Origin of the sequence: Herpetosiphon gulosus (genome assembly GCF_039545135.1) — a bacterium.
Classification (GTDB): Bacteria; Chloroflexota; Chloroflexia; order Chloroflexales; family Herpetosiphonaceae; genus Herpetosiphon; species Herpetosiphon gulosus.
In genome coordinates, this window is the sequence record NZ_BAABRU010000010.1 from 120,163 (window position 1) to 139,063 (window position 18,901).

At 50.8% G+C, this 18,901-nt stretch carries 16 protein-coding genes; 7 read left to right on the forward strand and 9 right to left on the reverse strand.

Features of this window, described 5'->3' with window-relative positions; genetic code table 11:
• Positions 1–7 precede the first annotated feature (7 nt).
• From ABEB26_RS14825 to ABEB26_RS14835, 3 genes are read left to right on the forward strand one after another with little or no spacing between them, the layout of a single operon-like run.
• Positions 8–811, forward strand: coding sequence for a DNA adenine methylase (locus ABEB26_RS14825; protein ID WP_345722813.1), 804 nt, complete (start codon positions 8–10; stop codon positions 809–811).
• Positions 808–1,239: a PD-(D/E)XK nuclease superfamily protein gene (locus tag ABEB26_RS14830; protein WP_345722814.1), complete on the forward strand. Its 432-nt coding sequence runs from the start codon at positions 808–810 to the stop codon at positions 1,237–1,239. Before ABEB26_RS14825 ends, ABEB26_RS14830 begins: the two co-directional genes overlap by 4 nt.
• A gap of 9 nt (positions 1,240–1,248) precedes the next feature.
• Positions 1,249–1,719, forward strand: a complete 471-nt coding sequence (locus ABEB26_RS14835) for a nucleoside 2-deoxyribosyltransferase domain-containing protein (protein ID WP_345722815.1) — start codon at positions 1,249–1,251, stop codon at positions 1,717–1,719.
• A gap of 95 nt (positions 1,720–1,814) precedes the next feature.
• Here ABEB26_RS14835 and ABEB26_RS14840 read toward each other — a convergent pair whose 3' ends face one another.
• The 3 genes from ABEB26_RS14840 to lpdA all read right to left on the reverse strand — a co-directional run bounded on the left by ABEB26_RS14840 (position 1,815) and on the right by lpdA (position 4,926).
• Positions 1,815–2,315 carry a GNAT family N-acetyltransferase gene (locus ABEB26_RS14840; protein WP_345722816.1) on the reverse strand — a complete coding sequence of 167 codons (501 nt, stop codon included), beginning with the start codon at positions 2,313–2,315 and terminating at the stop codon, positions 1,815–1,817.
• Between the two features lie 23 nt (positions 2,316–2,338).
• Positions 2,339–3,439 (reverse strand): glycosyltransferase, encoded by a 1,101-nt coding sequence (locus tag ABEB26_RS14845; protein WP_345722817.1) that lies wholly within the window; start codon positions 3,437–3,439, stop codon positions 2,339–2,341.
• Between the two features lie 89 nt (positions 3,440–3,528).
• The gene (gene lpdA / locus ABEB26_RS14850) at positions 3,529–4,926 is read right to left on the reverse strand and encodes a dihydrolipoyl dehydrogenase (RefSeq protein WP_345722818.1); all 1,398 of its coding nucleotides are present in this window, start codon (positions 4,924–4,926) and stop codon (positions 3,529–3,531) included.
• Between the two features lie 413 nt (positions 4,927–5,339).
• Between lpdA and ABEB26_RS14855 the strand changes: the two genes are divergently transcribed.
• The 3 genes from ABEB26_RS14855 to ABEB26_RS14865 all read left to right on the forward strand — a co-directional run bounded on the left by ABEB26_RS14855 (position 5,340) and on the right by ABEB26_RS14865 (position 9,379).
• On the forward strand, positions 5,340–7,043 hold the full coding sequence (locus ABEB26_RS14855; protein ID WP_345722819.1) for an NAD(P)H-hydrate epimerase: 1,704 nt from the start codon (positions 5,340–5,342) through the stop codon (positions 7,041–7,043).
• Positions 7,043–8,347, forward strand: a complete 1,305-nt coding sequence (locus ABEB26_RS14860; protein ID WP_345722820.1) for a pyrimidine-nucleoside phosphorylase — start codon at positions 7,043–7,045, stop codon at positions 8,345–8,347. Before ABEB26_RS14855 ends, ABEB26_RS14860 begins: the two co-directional genes overlap by 1 nt.
• A gap of 351 nt (positions 8,348–8,698) precedes the next feature.
• A complete protein-coding gene (locus ABEB26_RS14865) occupies positions 8,699–9,379 on the forward strand; it encodes an MBL fold metallo-hydrolase (protein ID WP_345722821.1) in 681 nt (226 codons plus the stop codon).
• 146 nt (positions 9,380–9,525) lie between these two features.
• Here ABEB26_RS14865 and ABEB26_RS14870 read toward each other — a convergent pair whose 3' ends face one another.
• The 4 genes from ABEB26_RS14870 to ABEB26_RS14885 form a co-directional block, all read right to left on the reverse strand.
• Positions 9,526–10,587, reverse strand: coding sequence for a M42 family metallopeptidase (locus ABEB26_RS14870; RefSeq protein ID WP_345722935.1), 1,062 nt, complete (start codon positions 10,585–10,587; stop codon positions 9,526–9,528).
• A 537-nt stretch (positions 10,588–11,124) separates the two neighbouring features.
• Positions 11,125–11,904, reverse strand: coding sequence for a class I SAM-dependent methyltransferase (locus ABEB26_RS14875; RefSeq protein WP_345722822.1), 780 nt, complete (start codon positions 11,902–11,904; stop codon positions 11,125–11,127).
• Between the two features lie 304 nt (positions 11,905–12,208).
• Positions 12,209–12,586 carry an Asp23/Gls24 family envelope stress response protein gene (locus ABEB26_RS14880; RefSeq protein ID WP_345722823.1) on the reverse strand — a complete coding sequence of 126 codons (378 nt, stop codon included), beginning with the start codon at positions 12,584–12,586 and terminating at the stop codon, positions 12,209–12,211.
• Positions 12,587–12,596: 10 nt separating this feature from the next.
• Positions 12,597–13,169, reverse strand: coding sequence for a hypothetical protein (locus ABEB26_RS14885; RefSeq protein ID WP_345722824.1), 573 nt, complete (start codon positions 13,167–13,169; stop codon positions 12,597–12,599).
• A 170-nt stretch (positions 13,170–13,339) separates the two neighbouring features.
• Here ABEB26_RS14885 and ABEB26_RS14890 point away from each other — a divergent pair, with 170 nt between their 5' ends.
• Positions 13,340–14,806, forward strand: coding sequence for a HAMP domain-containing sensor histidine kinase (locus ABEB26_RS14890; RefSeq protein ID WP_345722825.1), 1,467 nt, complete (start codon positions 13,340–13,342; stop codon positions 14,804–14,806).
• Here the strand turns inward: ABEB26_RS14890 and ABEB26_RS14895 are convergent.
• Together ABEB26_RS14895 and ABEB26_RS14900 are read right to left on the reverse strand one after the other, a co-directional pair.
• On the reverse strand, positions 14,803–16,743 hold the full coding sequence (locus ABEB26_RS14895; RefSeq protein ID WP_345722826.1) for a protein kinase domain-containing protein: 1,941 nt from the start codon (positions 16,741–16,743) through the stop codon (positions 14,803–14,805). The genes ABEB26_RS14890 and ABEB26_RS14895 overlap by 4 nt on opposite strands.
• Positions 16,744–16,958: 215 nt before the next feature.
• The gene (locus ABEB26_RS14900) at positions 16,959–18,887 is read right to left on the reverse strand and encodes a protein kinase domain-containing protein (protein WP_345722827.1); all 1,929 of its coding nucleotides are present in this window, start codon (positions 18,885–18,887) and stop codon (positions 16,959–16,961) included.
• Between the last annotated feature and the right edge of the window lie 14 nt (positions 18,888–18,901).

The following is an 18,901-nucleotide window of genomic DNA, read 5'->3' on the forward strand; positions in this document are numbered from 1 at the left end:
ATTCTCCATGACAATAACAAATCTTTTGCCACAAGTGCTACCGCCCTTAAAATGGGCGGGTGGCAAGCGCTGGTTGGTTGCCACCCTATATACTTTATGGCAACCATTTGCAAATCGACAGCTTGTTGAACCCTTTGCAGGTGGTTTAGCTGTATCCCTGGGTTTACAACCAGAATCAGCATTAATTAATGATATAAACCCTCACCTAATAAATTTTTATCAACAAATAAGTAAAGGCCTCATTATTAATATCCGACTTGAGAATTCTGAAGAATTATATTATCAACATCGTGATCGTTTTAATCAATTAATTAAAGAGAATAACTATAAAACCGCAGAGGCTGCATCAATATTCTATTATTTAAATAAAACTGGATATAATGGATTATGTAGATTTAATAAAAAAGGTTTTTATAATGTTCCGTTTGGTAGATATAAAAAGATAAACTATACTAATGATTTTCAAGATTATCAAATAGTTCTAGAAAATTGGATTTTATCTAATAGGCATTTCTCAAATCTTGATGTCGCGGAGAATGCGTTTATTTATGCTGATCCACCATATGATGTTGAATTTACCAATTATAGTAGTGGTGGATTTAATTGGGATGAACAAGAGCACTTGGCTGAATGGTTATCGAAACATCAAGGGCCAGTTATTGCCTCAAATCAAGCAACGGAGCGGATTCAAAAGCTTTATAAGAAACTAGATTTTAAACTAATTCTTGTTGATGCCCCACGTCGGATATCCTGTAATGGCGATCGCTCATCGGCTAAAGAGATATTAGCGCTTAGAGGAATTGAAGCATGAGTCGAAATACTACAAGCGGGCAAATTTTAGAAAGCCTTGTTGAACCTGTCCTTACAAAAAATGGTTATGTTTTCTCTGCCCAACCTATTGTGGGTCAGAGCATTAGTGGTGGTAAACATAAACTGGATGTCCTAATTACATCTATTGCTACTCCAACTATGTTTATTCCCTTGTCACTGAAATGGCAAGAAGTTTCGGGAAGCGCACAGGAAAAAGTACCGTTTGAAGTGATTAAACTTATTCATCTTGTTCGTAATAATCCTCAATTATATCCTTATGCCTTAATTGTATTAGGTGGTGAAGGTTGGAGTTCGATCAAAGAATTTTATCTTAAAAATAGTTTGAGTACCTATATTGTGGATAGCCACCTAGTGAAAATTATTAGTTTAGATGCATTTATTACGTTAGCGAATCGTAAACAAATATAGGAGCTTGAGATGGCTGTCGTGCTCAAACCACCAACTGCTTTACCAGCCACCAAAACCATGCCCACGATTTTTTTGGCTGGCTCGATCGATATGGGCAGTGCGATCGATTGGCAAGCTGAAATCGAACGTCAATTGGTCAACGCCAATTTGTTGCTGCTCAACCCACGCCGCGCCGCTTGGGATAGCTCGTGGGCGCAGACGATCGAGAATCCACTGTTTCGTGGTCAAGTTGAATGGGAGCTTGACGGCCTCGCCTGCGCCGATTTGATTGTGATTTATTTTGCGCCGCAAACCCAAGCCCCAATCAGCCTGCTTGAACTGGGCTTATTCGCGAGTAGCGGAAAAGTGTTGGTTTGTTGCCCCGAAGGCTTTTGGCGCAAAGGCAACGTCGATATTATCTGTGCTCGTTACCAAATTCCCCAAGTTGCTAGCCTCGATGAGCTAATTCAGGCTTGCAAACGCTTGGTAATAACGGAATGACGTTCCCTCACTCCAGCCCCTCGCCTCGCTCGGCGGGAGAGTGGGCTAGGGGGTGAGGTGAGGGAACCCATTACACCTAACGACTGAACCTTCGTTCAGTGCCTACCATAGCCAAACAAACGTAATGATTTTTCGCCTTCGTGAATGATGCCCTCGAATTGCATGCCAATCCGTTCAAGCACTTTAATCGATTGATGGTTTTCAAGATGAGTTGTGGCGATAATCCGTGGCAGTTTGATTGTATTGATTGCATAATTCAGCAAGGCTTGAGCTACTTCGGTGGCATAGCCTTGGCCCCAATGTTCGGGCAAGAAGGCGTAGCCAAGATCAATCTCGGCCTCGGGCGAACGTTTGATCAAGCCTGCCATGCCAATTAATCTGCCAGCTAATTCTACGCCACACAAGCCCACTCCATAGCGCTCGTACATGCTCAGCGGGCCGCTACTGAGGTAGGTTTCGGCATCATTAAGGGTATGCACATTGCGGTTGCCAATCCATTGCAGCCATGAGGGTTGATTGACCAATTGCACAATAAATGCGCCATCAGCCAACCTAAATCGTCGAATGATTAAACGGGTGGTGCGAATTGTTTGCATGGTGCTCTCTCTTTCGTGGTTGGTTAGCGCATCGAGCGATAAACTGCTAAATGCTGCTGAGCAATGCTGGTTTGGGTGTAATGGCGCAAGGCGCGTTGGCGACCAGCTTGGGCAATGGTTTGGCGATAATCTTGATCAAGATAAAGTTTGTGAATTGCCTCGGCTAGGGCTGCAACATCGCCCTCGGGAAACACCAAACCTGCTGTATCAATTACATGGGGAATCTCGCCTGAATTGGAGCCAATCACTGGTACACCGCAGGCCATGGCTTCAATCAAGACCCGCCCAAATTGCTCTTTCCAATTGGGAGTGGTGCGCGAGGGCAGAACATAGGCATGCACACTGCGCATGGCCTCGGGCATGGCGCTGGAGGGAATCAACGGCTCAAGCGTAACCCGCCCAGCCAGCGGCGCTTTGGCGATGCGTTGTTCAACTTCGTTGCTCAAATCACCCTTGCCAATCAAACGGCAATGAATATCGCTGGGCAAACGTTCGAGTGCTGCCAATAAATCCAGCACACCCTTCGAGCGCATCAAGCGCCCAAAAAAGCCCACGACAAACGGTTTTGCGGGTAATGGCTCAGGCGCAGGCGTAAAAATCGCCTCATCAACCCCAAATTGCGGAATGACACTGATTGGGCCTGTGTAGCCGTGATCGCGAATGAGTTGCTTGGCCAAATGATTGCCAGCAATTGCATGGGCGGCATGGCGATAGCTGTAGCGCTCGAAGAAACTGAATGGCGGTGGATAACGCCGCGCTACATCAGCCCAGTTGTAAAAACAAAGTTTGGCTTGGGTTTTACGGGCATGCCAAAACGCCTGAAATGTTGCCAAATTAAAGGCTTCTTCGTCGGCATGCAGAATATCTGGTTGCTCAGCGGCGATTAATTTGCCCAAACCCTGCCACCAAAAGGTATGATGATGGCCATTATGAGCAAGTGGCACAACATGCATGCGATAATTGCGTGGCGTTTGCACTTCCAGCGGATACTCGCCAACGCTAGGTTCAAACCACATCGGTGGCACAATCGCCGTCAATTCAACATCTGGCTCAGTCGCAATCAATTCAAGCTTGCGGTGGTAGGTAGCGGCGGTCAGGGCTTTCGAAATAATCAAAATTTTCATGGCAACCAAGGCTTCAATAATTACGAAGGACGCAAAACACCAGAATTGGCGCTTCGTGTCCTTCGCAAGCTGATTCAGCGAAATTTAATTTAGAGGTGCAGTGTGCCATCAAGCAAGGCATGACCAGCTTCGTGCATGGCTTCGTACAAAGTTGGGTGGGCGTGAATCGTCGCTAACAACGATTCGACTGTGGCTTCGTGGCTCAAAGCCAAGCCGCCTTCGGCAACCAACTCGGTCACGCGAGGCCCAATCATATGAAACCCAAGGATTTCGCCATATTCAGCGTCGGCCACGATTTTGACAAAGCCATCGCGATTGCCAATGGCTGTAGCTTTGCCAACCGCCGCAAATGGGAACTTGCCAACTTTGACATTATAGCCGCGTTCTTTGGCCTGAGCTTCGGTCAAGCCAACGTGCGCCACTTCGGGCGAACAGTAGACACAGCTTGGAATAATGTCGTAGTTGATTGGGTTGGTGTGGTGGCCTGCGATATGTTCAACCGCAATCACGCCTTCGGCTGAGGCAACGTGGGCCAGCCATGGGGTTGGCACAACATCGCCAATTGCATAAATATTGGCAATATTGGTTTGCATGGTGGCATTGACTGGGATATAGCCGCGTTCGTCGATGGTTACGCCAACTTCTTCGAGGCCAATGTTTTTGGTCAAAGGAGCACGCCCCGTGCCAATCAGCACATAATCGGCTTCTAAGGTTTGTTCTTTGCCATCTGGGCCTTCAAAAACTACGCTAGCACCATCGGCGCGTTTGTTGACGGCCTTGGTTTTTGAGCCAGTGTAGAGCTTGATGCCGCGTTTGGTGAAGGCTTTGGCCAATTCAGCCGAAATTTCTTCATCCTCAGTGGCAACAATTCGCGGCAACATTTCGATGATGCTCACTTGCGCGCCAAAGGTGCGGTACATCGAGGCAAATTCGCAGCCGATGATCCCGCCGCCGATCACTACCAAATGTTTGGGCACTTCGGGCAAGCTCAAGGCTCCAGTGCTCGAAACGATCCGTTGCTCGTCGAATGGTGCAAATGGCAAGGCGCGAGGAGTCGAGCCAACCGCCAAAATCACATTCTTGGTTTCGATGACGGTTTCGGTGCCATCGTTGGCTTTGACGGCAACTTTGTTGGTGCCAGCTAAACGGCCAAACCCGCGATAGAGGTCGATTTTCTTCTTTTTGAACAAGCCTTCGAGACCTGTGCGCATGGTTTTGACCACTTTTTCTTTGTGGCCCATCGCGCCCTTGAGATCGAACGAAACTTCGCCCGTGATTACGCCAAACTTCTTGCCTTCTTTGGTTTCTTCCAGCAAGTCGGCGCAGTGCAACAGCGATTTGGTAGGAATACAGCCAATATTTAAACAGACACCGCCGACTTGTTCTTTTTCGACGACAGCGACTTTTAAGCCCAATTGGACAGCTCGCAAGGCAGCAACTTCACCGCCTGGCCCTGAACCAATAATCACAACATCATATTGAGCCATTGAAATATCAATCCTCCGTATGGTAGACGTTTTGTCCATTGTCTATGATAGCACAGGCAGTGGTTTAGGCAGAAATCAAAAGTCAAAAGTCAGCAGGCAAAAGCACAGAGGGATCAGGATTCAGCGATCAGGGACTAGATTTTAACGCAGAGGCGTAGAGAGAAAGAGGGGTCAGGATTCAGGGATCAGGGTCTAGCATTCAGTCACATGGCTCAACAGAATAATCATTCGTGCAATTCGTGGCTCGAGAAACTGCGCGTTCTTCGTAGTTTCAGCCTAACTGATCCCTAGCCCCTGACAACTTACCCCTTGCTCGTTCTGCTAGTGTTTCGTTAATCCTTGCTAAATCGCCCATGGATTGGCTAAGCCTGTGGTGTATAATTTTCGATAGTATTAAGTGTGGTGAGGCAACGATGCCAAAAATTGTGCCTGGGTATCACATTACAACCGCTGCCCAAATTCGGGCAATTGAGCAACGCGCTGTTGACGAAGGGGCGACGTGGCCTGACTTAATGGCCGAGGCTTCACGCGGCATGGCCGATGTTGGATTAACGGTGATTGCCAAGCAACCTAATCCCGCCGTTTTGGTGCTGGTTGGTTCTGGCAATAACGGCGGCGATGCCTTAGTAATCGCACGGCATATCAAAGAGGCGGATTTTCCAGTCAGCTGCTATCTGTATAAACGCAAACCACAAGCTGATGATTGGCCGTTTGCCGCTGCCCAAGCCGAAGCTATTCCGATGAGCTTCGCTGCTGATGACTCGCAAAATCAGCAACTCCAGCAGCTGTTGCAAACCAGCACATTCGTAATCGATGGTTTGTTTGGAATTGGCCTGAGTCGTCCGTTAGCGGCTGATGTGGCTCACATTATTGACTTGGTCAATGCGAGCAAATTGCCAGTCTTGGCAGTCGATGTGCCTTCGGGCCTCGATGCTGATAATGGCAAGATTTGGGGCACAATCATCAATGCAGCCTATACCGTGGCGGCTGGCTTAACCAAACGCGGTCATCATTTGTATCCAGGTGCGGCCTATGTTGGCAAATTGGCAATCGCCCCCTTTACCTTACCAGATTCTATGGAGGAGCCGATGACTACAACTGAACTGAATCTTGCGACAATCCGTTCGCTGGTGCCGGCCCGTCCGGTTGATGGCCATAAAGATACTTTCGGGCGCGTGATGGTTGTGGCTGGCTCGTATCTCTATCCTGGTGCAGCTTGGCTTGCGGCTACAGCGGCGGCTCGTTCGGGCGCTGGGGTGGTAACCTTGGCTTGCCCCCGCTCAATTTATGGCAGCACCGCAGCCCATTTGCATGAAGTAACCTATTTGCCTTTGCCTGAAGTCGAGCCAGGCGAGTTGACCGAAGCCGCTGCTAAATTGGTGCACGAAAAATTAGCTAAATATAAAGCTTTGCTGGTTGGCCCTGGCCTTGGCACCGAAACAGGCACTGGCGATTTTCTGCGGGCACTGATTGGCTTAGCCTCAAGCAAACGTCGCTTGGGCGTAGGTTTTCTTGGCTCAAACGAGCTTGAGTTGCCAACCAAACGCAAAGGCGGGGTTGGCTTCGGCCTAGCTGCACGGCCCAAAGAAGAGGCCAAGGCTGAAGAAGAAGGCCCAGTTGTGCTGCCACCGCTGGTGATCGATGCCGATGGCCTGAATATTTTGGCCACAATTGAACATTGGGAAGAGAAATTACGCGATCAGCCAGTCGTACTCACGCCACATATTGGCGAGATGGCCCGCTTGCTGGGTGAAGAAAAAATCGGCGAAGATCACCCCCAAGTTGCCCTTGAGGCCGCCGCCCGTTGGGGCGTAACCGTAGTGCTGAAATCGGCTCACACAATTATTGCTAGCCCCGATGGCCGCTTGGCGTTGCATGGTTTGGCTAACCCTGCATTGGCAACCGCCGGATCTGGTGATATCCTTGCTGGACTAACTGCTGGCTTGTTGGCACAAGGCTTAGCCCCATTTGAAGCCGCCCAGCTTGCGGTTGGTGTGCATGGCGTTGCAGGCGCTCTGGTTCGTGAAGAACTCGGCGAACGCGGCACCATCGCCAGCGATATTCTTAATCGCCTGCCCTTGGCATGGCGAAAACTTACAGAAGGCGGATTAAAATAATGCGAGCGGTTGATCTGATTATTAAAAAACGCAATGGAGCACAGCTCTCAACCGAAGAAATTCAATGGCTGATTCAGGGCTATACCAACGGCAGTGTGCCCGATTATCAGATGGCGGCATGGGCCATGGCGGTTGTACTCAAAGGCATGGATGATCGCGAAACCACCGATTTGACCCTAGCCATGGCCGCTTCGGGCGATCAGCTCGATTTGCGTGATTTTGCGCCCGATGCCGTTGATAAGCACTCAACTGGCGGAGTTGGCGATAAAACCAGCCTTGTGCTGGGGCCAATGTTGGCAGCAGTTGGCTTACAAGTTGCCAAAATGTCGGGGCGGGGCTTGGGCTTTTCGGGCGGTACGCTCGATAAACTTGAGGCCATCCCCAACATGCGCATCGATCTCAGCGAAGATGAATTTCGTCATGCCATGCGTGACATCGGCATGGTGATTATGGGCCAAACTGCCGATCTTGCACCTGCCGACAAAAAGCTGTATGCACTGCGCGATGTTACTGGCACAGTCGAATGTATTCCGCTGATTGCCGCCAGCATCATGAGCAAAAAACTGGCGGCTGGAGCCAAAAGCATCGTACTCGATGTCAAGGTTGGGGCGGGGGCGTTTATGAAAACCCTCGACCAAGCCCGCGATTTGGCTCGAACGATGGTGCGGATCGGCCAATTGGCTGGACGTAATGTCGCGGCGATTCTTTCATCGATGGAGCAACCGCTGGGCTTGACGATCGGTAACGCGCTGGAAGTGCGCGAAGCGATTGAAACCTTGCAAGGCCGTGGCCCCAGCGATTTGGTTGAGGTATGTTTGACCCTTGGCTCACATCTGTTGGTCTTGGCTGGTAAGGCCCAAAACCTTGACGAAGCTCGCCAACAATTGCAAACAAGCTTGGATAACGGCCAAGCTTGGGCTAAATTCCGTGAGTTTGTTGCCCAGCAAGGTGGTGATCTCACGGTAATTGATCAACCAGAAACCCTGCCTATCGCCCCAATTCAAATCAGTTTGCTGGCCGAGAGTAGTGGCTTTGTCCAACGCATCGATGCCGAAACCTGTGGGATTGTGGCAACCGAGCTTGGGGCTGGCCGCGCCCGCAAAGAAGATGCGATCGATCCAGCGGTAGGTTTGGTGCTTCAGCGTAAAGTTGGCGAGCCAGTTCAAGCGGGCGAGGCCTTGTTGACGGTCCATGCCGCCGATCAGCAACGGGCCGAGGTCGCTTTGGCAGCACTCAAATCGGCCATTACGATCAGTGCTACGCCCGTTGAAGCCTTGCCCTTGGTCTTCGAAAGCGTTGCCTAGCTACGTATTGTGAGCATAGTTGCGTTGGTAGAGTTTGCGCTCTATCAACGCATTTTTTGTGGGTTTCGGCCTGCGGCGTGGTATAATTATTAACGAAAATATGTGCTAGCTGTAATGGTTCATTGGGTTGGCAATGAACTCCATGCCCTCACCCCCTAAACCCCCCTCCCGCCCGCGAGGCGAGGGGGAACCGCGCTCGGAGTGCGCCCCTCGCCCGCCGCAGTGGGAGAGGGGTTGGGGGTGAGGGCACAGGAGAACTGATTGTTAACCCCATAAACCATTACAGCTAGCATATAGAGCTTTAACACTGGCGAAGCGTCATTAACGAACGGGCTATCTAGGAAGGAAATCATGGCAGAAATACTGTATTTAGGGCATGCCAGCGTGCGGATTCGCGGTCGTGAAGGCATTGTAGTGCTTGATCCCTGCGATCAATCGGTGGGCTTTGATATTGGCAAGCCAACTGCCCAAGTTGTTACCATCAGCCATAACAAAGCTGATCACAATAATGTCGAAGTGGTCAAGCCATTGCGCGATACGCTGTTTGTGGCCGATGGGCCAGGCGAATACGAAGTTAGCAATATCTTAATTCGTGGTATTCGTACAGCGCATACCGATGGCGAGGGCAAAAAGCATGGCCATAACACAATTTATGTGATGTATATTGATGATGTAGCTTTTTGCCATTTGGGCGATTTGGGCCATGGCCTAACTGCTAGCCAACTCGATGAAATTGGCTCAGTCGATGTGCTGTTTGTGCCCGTTGGCAATGGCAATCATGTGATCAAGCCCGATGGCATGGTCGAAATTATCAGCGAAATTGCCCCTAAAGTGGTTGTGCCATTGTATAACGACAATCAGCAACAACGACTCGAAGCGCTTGATTTGGAGCCATTGAGCGTGTTTGTGCACCAGATGGGAATCAAGGAATACGAAACCCTTGATAAAGCGGTGTTCACACCCTCGACCCTGCCGCGCGAAGACGAAGAAACTAAGATTGTGATTCTCAACCCAAGCGGAGTTGCGGTATAACGAAGCTTAGCCCAATCGTTGGCCGAAGCGCTGTTTCAAGCACTTGAAGCAGGGTTGCTTGCAAAACACAGGTTCCACCATGGAAGTGCTTACTTTCCATGGTGGAACCTGCGTCTTTATATGGCAAGCTGTAACTTAGAATAGATTTAGGCTGATTGTCCAGTCTTGATGTAATCGACAGTGGCTTGATCGAGCTTGCGCACCACGGCGGCCAGCAAGGTCACCACCTGATCAAAATCGTCGCGATGCAACAACGAAGCATGGGTATGGATGTAGCGGGTTGCCACGCCCAGCGCCAACGATGGCACACCAGCATTATTCAAATGGAAGCGGCCTGCGTCGGTACCACCACCAGGCATCGTATCAAATTGGTAGGGAATTCCCAATTCTTCGGCAGTATCAACCACCAAATCGCGCAGCCGAGGGTTTGGAATAACACTGCTATCCATCAATAACAAGACTGGACCAGCACCCATTTTGGATTGAGCTTCATCTTTACTAATGCCTGGAGTATCGCCAGCAATACACACATCGATTGCAAACGCGATATCAGGTTTGACCACATTGGCAAGGGTTGCCGCGCCGCGTAAACCAACTTCCTCTTGCACGGTTGCACCAGCCACGACCGTGTTGGGCAAGCTTTGATTGGCCAATTCATGTAACACTTCAACCGCTGCCGCACAACCAAAGCGATTATCCCAAGCCTTGGCCATGACGATTTTAGAGTTGTGCAAAGGTGTAAACGGGCACACTGGCAGAATCGAATCGCCTGGGCGCACGCCCCATTCACGGGCCTCAGCGGCTGAGCTCGCCCCAATATCAATAAACATATCTTTCTTTTCGACCAATTTTTTACGTGCTTCAGGCGAGAGCACATGCGGCGGCTTTGAGCCAATTAAGCCAGCAATTGGCCCATTGCGGGTTTCAATTTGCACCCGTTGTGCCAACATCACCAATTCCCACCAGCCACCAAGGGTTTGGAATTTAATAAAACCATCGTCGGTGATGCGGGTTACCATAAAGCCCACTTCATCAAGGTGGCCCGCCAACAGAATTGTTGGGCTACCTTCGGGGCCAGCTTTACGGGCGGCAACGCTGCCAAGCTGATCATTAATCAATTCGCCATAGGGAGCCAAAGCCTCGGCCATAACAGCCCGAACTGGCCCTTCGTTGCCTGGTACGCCCGATGCATCGGTCAAAGCTTTCATGAGTGCTAAACGTTCATCCACAGTGATGCTTCCTTTGCAGTTAAGCGGTTGCTAGCAGCATTCTATGCGAAATTGCGCATAACTACAATTGACAAGTGCCTAAAAGCCGATTATGATCAACGACTGTGCATAATCATAGCAATGTAGCCGTCGCTGGCGCAAGCTAGAGGCAACTTCCCGACCCTTCCGACCACCCACGTGGTGGACAAGTTACCCTGTGAAACCGTAAACAGGGGCGCGAGTTTGGGTAACTGGCTCGTGACGCAAGCCGACAACAGCAAATATTCCCGCCATCGGCCATTTGGCTGGTGGTAAGGGCTGAAACGGTGGTGTAAGAGACCACCAGCATGCCTCAGCAATGAGCGTGGCTAGGTGACTGCGCTGACCCTTGAAGGGCAAGGTGTGTGGGACGGGCTAAACTTGTGAGAGAGGCAACTCGTTTGGATCACGGCGTTCGTTCACATCGCAGCGAAACCGGAACGTTGGGTGACACCCAATCGACTAGGGATCGCCCGCAACTGCGGAGATAGATGGCGGCTAATCCAGAATCGGGGGTATTGCAGCGCTGTGGTTATGCACATCACTTGCTTGCACTAAATACACTACCCGCGTTGCTTGAACTAAATCAGCCTGCTCACCATCACGATTCAAGCGAGCAACCACGCTTAAACCAGCCTCCGCCAATAATTCAACAATCTGCTGATCGCTATAGGCTGCTTGCAAATGGGTTTCACTGCCACGTTGCCAGGCCTCAGCTTGGCGCTGAAACCAGACAATTCTTCCGATGCCAATCTGCGCTTCATCATCAAAATCCAGCACATTGTAGATATATAAATCATCGCGATCAACGATTACGTGGTTGCACTCCGGCCAAGTCGCATACAACAATGGCGTATTCAGATCGAATACCAACCAGCCCTGTGGTTTGAGCGAGCGGGCAATTTGCTGAAACAGAGCGCCTAACTGGGTTGGCTCAAGCACATAATTTAATGTATCAAACAGGCTGATAATTAAATCGTAGCCTGCGCCAGCCTGCCATGTGGTTAAATCAGCCTGTTGCCAATTGACTGTAGCGTGTTGCAACTCGCCATGCAAGCGAGCTTGGGCTAACATCGCTTCTGAGCGATCGATTGCGGTGACCTGATAGCCTTGTAGGGCCAAAGCCACCGCTGCATCGCCTGTGCCACAACCAAGATCGAGCACCGAGCTACCACACCAAGCCTGCTGTTCAAGCCAAGCCAAAAGCCAATTGAGCATGTGTAAGCTGAGCCAACTCTGGCCAGCTTGACGGTAAATTGTTGCATAATCGTTGTACATGGTTGGTATTGTACCCGATACAGAACATCGTTAGGCATCAGGAATTGGCGGTTTAACCCAGTCATGGAATAGCTGAGAGAAGAAGCTCTGTTGGCTATTGGCTATAGATTTTAAGTTTCTAACTATTCCCCGATAGCCGAGAGCCTTCAGCCAATAGCCATCACTCCTCTGCGTTAAATAGCGATCCACGAAGGACACGAAGGTTCACAAAGGGCTGAAACTACGAAGCACCCGACGATCACGAAGTAGGTGAATATCCAGCTTCCCGACCCCCGATGCCCAGCCCCCTAATTGATATGTTCTATTAGCGATACCACAAACCAGCAATATGAATATGCACGGCGTGAACATTCAGCTCGGTATATTGCTGAATGCTTTCGATCACCCGTTTGCGCAACGCATTGACGATTGGAGGCAATGCTTCATTGATAAACGGAATTAATTTGAGATGCAAGACAATGCTCGCTCGCTCATCAAAGCGAGTTTGCGGCTCTTCGCTCGATTTTGGCTCGTTTTCGGCCCGACCTTCAGCCACAAGCTCAGCGCTTTCGAGTTGAGTTTCATAAATGCCTTCAATCGAACCGCTGACCGACTGAACAATTTGACCGATCACACCAATATCGATCGTGGTTGTATGGCGATTACTGCGCACCGAGCGAACAATCGATTGTTGTTGAGGCATAGTTGGCTCCTTAACGAGTTGGGGTGATGGTTGGTTGTGGGCTAGCGGTTGGTAAAGTTGCCCCTAAAGCGATTCGTAGCCGCTCCAAAGTGCTGCCAATACTGGCTAAATCTTGTTCAACGCTATCCAGCCGATTGGTCAAAGCTGCATTGGCAGGGATCGATTCAAGCTCATTCAGTCGCGATTGAATTGCTAATAAGCTATCAAGATTCGAATCGATTTGTTTTTGCAAGCTATCAAGGTCGGTTTCGCGGGTATTAAGCTTGCTCTCAATCGTTTGCACACGCTCGCGCAAGCCATCGACCGAGCCACGTAAATCGGCTAAACCACGCAAGGTTGCCGCTTGATCGGTCTGTTGGATAATTGCGGTTTGTTGGGCTTGTTCAAGCGCAGCAATCCGCCCAGTGCTATCGGGAAAACTAACCCCAAAATTGCGTGGGCCATACCACATCACCAAGAGCGCCAATGCCGCCCCCAGTCCAGCACTCACAATAATCGTCAAAGCCGAACCCACCAGGGTGGCCAAACATCCCCGTTTTTGTTTAATCACAATTGGCTTGGGAGCATCGCTTTGTTCGCTCATCGATTTGGCTCTCCATACCATCAACAGATGGCTGCATTTGGTTTAAATAATACTCGAATCTAGCCAATACTCAATATTGCCCAAAATGTAAAATATAGCTTAAACACGACCATAATCAAGGCTTAACTTTGGGCTGCTAGCATTGGGCAATTTGAGTAATGAGAATGGCTATGCAGTTGCACGCACGCGGTGGGTTGGCGCTCAATCAGCTAATTCGGTTGGTCTATCTGATGGCAATCGCCGTTGGGGTCTTGGGGCTTGGTTTAATTGGCTATGGCCTTTGGCTGGCACGTTTCGATTGGTGGCATTGGTTTTTAATCAGCCTTGGGGCATTATGGCTGCTGTTGCAAATTGGCTTAATCGTCATGCTCCAACGTAAACGCCGCGCAATTCAGCAATTAACTGCCGTCGTCGATGTGCTAGCAACCGCCGATTTAAGTGTGCGAGCACCCAATTTAGGCACTGATGAGTTGGGCGAATTGGCGCAATCGATCAATTTGGCCGCCGAGCATTTTACCAACTTGCTCGATACCCAGCGCCGCGAAACCCAGCGCGAACGGGCAATTTTGGCGGCAATCGACGATGGCGTGATCGTCTGTGATCAGCTTGGTCAAATTATTTTGCTCAATACTGCTGCCTACAACATTATTGCCATGGCCGAAGCTGAACGCCTGCAAACCAACCACGAACAGCCCAACTTGAGTTTGCGCTTTTATGCCGCACTCGAAGCCGTGCAACCAGCCTTGGATCAAGCGCTTGGTCGCCCACATATCAAGCCTGCCGAACGCGTCTGTTTTGCTGGTCGCACCTATCGCCTCAGTGCCAACCCAATCTGGATTGACGATCGACGGATTGGGGCGGTGGCAATTTTGCAAGATATTAGTGCCCGCGTCGAGAGCGAACGCTTGCGCAGCGATTTTATGGCTTTGGCTGCCCATGAATTGCGTTCGCCGTTGACTAGCATTCGTGGCTTTGCCGATATGCTGCTGTGGAGCAACCCCGAGCATTTTAGTGCCGAAGAAATTAGCTATATCGAAGGCATTGGGCGCAACATCCAACGACTGACCGAGTTGATGAACGATGTGGTTGATTTGGCGCGGCTGGAAATCCAACGCAATGAGCATACGCCGCAGCCAGTTGATTTGCGCCAGGTATTGAGCGCAGTGCTTGATGAATTTCGGCCACGCGCTGAGCGTAAAAAATTGCAATTAGATTGTTTATTGCCGAATGAATTACCGCTGTTGAGCCTTGACCCGCTGCATATTCGCCAAATTAGCCACCACCTGATTAGCAATGCGATCAAATATACCCCTGAACATGGCCAGATTCAACTTGAAGTGCAGCAACGGATCGATGATGTGTTAGTGGTGGTACGCGACACCGGAATTGGAATTTCGCTACGCGAGCAGCCGCGCATTTTTGGGCGCTTTTTTCGCAACGATAATCCACTTTCACGCGCCGCAGGTGGCACAGGCTTAGGCTTATCGATCGCCAAAGCCTTGGTTGAAATGAATCATGGCTCAATCTATTTTGAGAGTATAGAGGAAGAAGGCACAACCTTTTATGTGGCGTTTCCGTTGGCCTTGGCTTGCGAACCCTTGCCCCACAACCCAGCCACCTTGGTCGATGCAGCCTAGCGTGGCCCCCAACCTAGCCCAAATTTATTGGCCTCGGAGATTGTAAAGGGCTTGGCTGGCCCGCCCTCGGTCGAGACAACCCACACATTGAAGCGCGGGCGATTATTTTGCAAATCGTCGGGCATGCCCCACTTAGCCAAAAAGACAATCCATTTGCCATCGGGCGACCAACGCGGCTGAGTTACCCCACCAAGCCCCTTGGTCAGCGGGTGCGGATTGGAGCCATCGGCGTTCATCACCCAAATTTGGCGGGTGATTGTGCGCTGACTATCGCCAGCCACATAGGCAATATATTTACCATCAGGCGACCATTCGGCATAATGTTCGTCACGGTCGCGGGTTGGGTTGATAATTTTCAAGTTGCTGCCATCAGGCTGAATAATTGCCAAACCAAGTTGCTCGATATTCTCAACAATATCGCGGCTGGTGAACACAATCCCTTGCTGGCCCCAAGTTGGCATTGTGCCCCACATTTTAGTTAATTGCTGGCCCTCAGGTTGATCAAGCGCTTGGATGTAGATGGTTGAACTATTTTCCTTCAAATCATCAAGCCGCCGATGGGCATAGGCCAACTGTTTGCCATCAGGCGACCAACTTGGGTATTCGCAACGCCCAGGGTCATTGGTCACACGCCGTTGATCGCTACCATCAACCTTCATCACATAGACTTGCTCACGGCCATCGCGCTCGGAGGTAAAGGCGATTTGATGGCCATCGGGCGACACGACTCCTCCATAATTTGAGCCAAGCGTGGTCAATTGCTGGGGTTCGCCGCCCATCGCCGGAATCCGATAAATTTGATAATCGCCATCATCTTCGCGCATGCCCACAAAGAAATAGCCAGTTAATCCAGCAATCAAGGGCTGGATAGTCGAAGTTGGGGCGGGCGTAGCAGTTGGCGCGGGTGTGCTGGTTGGCACTGGGGTTGGCGTGAGCAACGGAGCCGAAGTTGCACTATTATTCAACAAGGCTGGAAAATAGGTTTGCCAATTGGGCGAGGCCTCAGCCGAATTTTGCTGATTGAGCAAGCTCCAAATCGTTGCACTAAAACCACCCAAACTAAGGCTGCCAACCAAACCCAGCCCCAGCCAATGCCGCCAAGTTCGGGTTTGAATCAACGGTTTTGTGCGAATATTGGGCAATTTGGGGCTAGCTGGCTGCACCGAACGCCAAGCAGTCATCAATTCTAAGGCCAACTGACCTGCCGATTGCTGACGATCTGCTGGCTCCAAGGCCAGACCGCGCAACAACGGCTGATCTAAAGCGCTGGGCAAACTGGGGCGCAAGGCCGATGGTGCAGGCAAGCTTTCGCCAATCAAGCGGGCGGGAGCTGCCAGCGGCGCACGCCCAGTCAGTAAGGCGTAAATCGTTGCTGCTAGAGCATAAATATCCGAACGGGCATCAGTTTGGCCACGATATTGCTCTGGCGGCGAGTAACCAGCAGTCACCGCCCGCCGCAAACCCAAGCTCGAAACCTTAAGATCACGCGCAATCCCAAAATCAATCAAGACTAAGCGACCATCGGGCGTGAGCTTGATATTCGATGGCTTGATATCACGGTGTAGCACAGGTTGAGGCAGGGTGTGAATATATTGCACCGCAGTGCACAATTGTTGTGCCCATTCAACCACCCGCTTGGGCGCAATCCCATCGTGCTCGGTTGCCAGCAGCACACTCAGGTCAACGCCCTCGATATAATCCATCACAACACAGGCACGCCCTTCGTGCACAAAGTGATCGCGAATACGCGGCAATGAGGGGTGCGCCAAGCCAGCTAAAATCGTGGCTTCGGCTTCGAGCATCTCAGCAACTTCTGGTTCGGCGGCAATACTTTGCTTAACCGCACATAGCCCGCCGATCTGTTGATCGTAGGCGAGCCAAACGGTAGCAAAACCACCTTTCCCAAGTTGTTCGACAAACCGATAACGTTCGCGCATAGTTTTAAGTAGGGGTCAGGGGTCGGGGATCAGTTTTCCGTGCCAATCCACCGTCTTTGCCAAACCCGTTGATTGTTTCAGTAGACTATACCTGATAAATAGCGCTGCGCCTCTGCGTTAAAACCGTGATCCACGAAGGACACAAAAAGCTCGAAGTACGTACAAGTCTAATTTCTGGCCCCTGCTCCCTGACCTCTGACCCCATTATACCCGCATTACCATGACGGCCAGCGATCGTGGCGCGTGCCATCGGAGAGTGCTTCAACTTTGCCAGTTGCCAAATGTTGCAGATAAATGCCCCAATGATCGTTGCGATAGCTTTCAAAGGCCAAATAACGCCCATCAGGCGACCAACGTGGCCAACGGTTTTTGCCAGTGCCAAGGTTGGTTAGCTCACGTGGTTCGCCGCCGCTGGTTGGTACGGTGTAAATTTTGGTGCGGCTATCGTTATCGCCAGTCATAAAGGCAATCGTCTGACCATCGGGCGACCAATCGGCCCAAAAAGCGCTATCATCGACGCTGGCCAACAAATATTGCTTGTTGGTGGTTAAATCGAGCACCACAATTTCATAGAGGCCGCTGGTTTGGCTATGAAACGCCAGCTTTGTGCCATCGGGCGACCAGGCGGGGCCGCCTTGCCAACCACCTTCCGCCGTCACCCGCTGCACATTCGAGCCATCGGCATCTATAATATAAATATCAAAACTATTGTTATTGCTGCGATCGCGGTCGCTTTCGAAGGCAATTTTGCTACCATCAGGCGACCAACGCGGGGCACGGCTTTCGCCTGGGGCGCTGGTCAATTGCTGCTCATCGCTGCCATTAGCGCTAATCGTAAAAATTTGCTCTAGCCCATCAACCCCATGCGAATAGGCCACACGGCCATCACTCCGTCGCCGCGAGGCAATGGCATTATCATCGTGATGCGGCACAACTGCGCTCACCGAACCTGTCGGAATATCCAAACTGAGCAAATTGTAGGCTCCACTGTTGCCTTCGCGCGAGGATATAATCAAATCGCCCTCAGCACTATCAGGCAAAGCACTAGGCAAGGTTGGCACAATGAGCGGTTGATCTGGCGTGGTTGAGCGATTTAGATACCACCAGCCTGCCCCGCCACCACCAAACAACAGCACAAGCAGCAACAGCCATGGCCAAATTTGAGCTTTGCGTGGGCTAAACTCAGGCTGTGGAGTTGCTTGAATTGGCTGGGGCGTAACGCTAGCCTGCTCATAACTCTGCTGTTGTTGCACCTGTGGATTGACCCGCGTTGGCGCTTCGGCATTGCGGTAGGGTGCAGCTTGCGGCACAATCGCAAATGGATCGGCGATTGGTACAATTGGCGTATCGCGAATCCGCTCCAATTCGGCACGCACAGCGGCAGCCGAAGCAGGTCGTTGATCAATATGCAGCGAAGTCAACTGGGTAATCAAATCATCAAGCCCTGGCGAAACCCACTCAACACTTTGACTAACTGGCGGCAACCGCAAACCACTGGTCACGCGCTCGTTGGTCAACAGCACATACATCGTCGAGCCAAGGCTATATAAATCGGAGCGCGGCTCGGTTTGGCCGCCATATTGCTCAGGTGGCGCATAGCCCGGCGTACCAATTTGAATCGTATCTTGATGCTGGCCCTCTTTGAAGCGCCGCACAATCCCAAAATCGATCAAAATAACTTTGCCTTCGGGAGTGCGCATAATATTGGCAGGCTTGAGATCGCGGAAAATTAGCGGCGGGCGTTGGTTATGCAAATATTCCAACACATGGCACAACTCAATCGCCCAATCGATCACCTGTTGCTCACCGAAGGGGCCGTTGAGCCGTTTTTGCAAGGCCGATAACGACTCGCCCGGCACATAGCCCATCACCAACATCCAACCATCATCAACCGCGAAATAATCGAGCACCGGAGCGAGATTGGGGTGGCTCAAACTAGCCAAGGTATGAGCTTCTTGCTGAAACAAATGCGCCAACGAATCGAGTTCATCGGGGCGCATATGGGCAGTAGCAAAATACTTGATCGCCACATTGCGCTGGCCCAAACGACCATCGGTGGCCAAAAAGACCGCCCCAAAGCCGCCGCTGCCTAAGGGCCGCACAATCGTGTAGCGATCCTGAATAATTGTGCCACTTTTCAACATGCCAATTGCCTCAC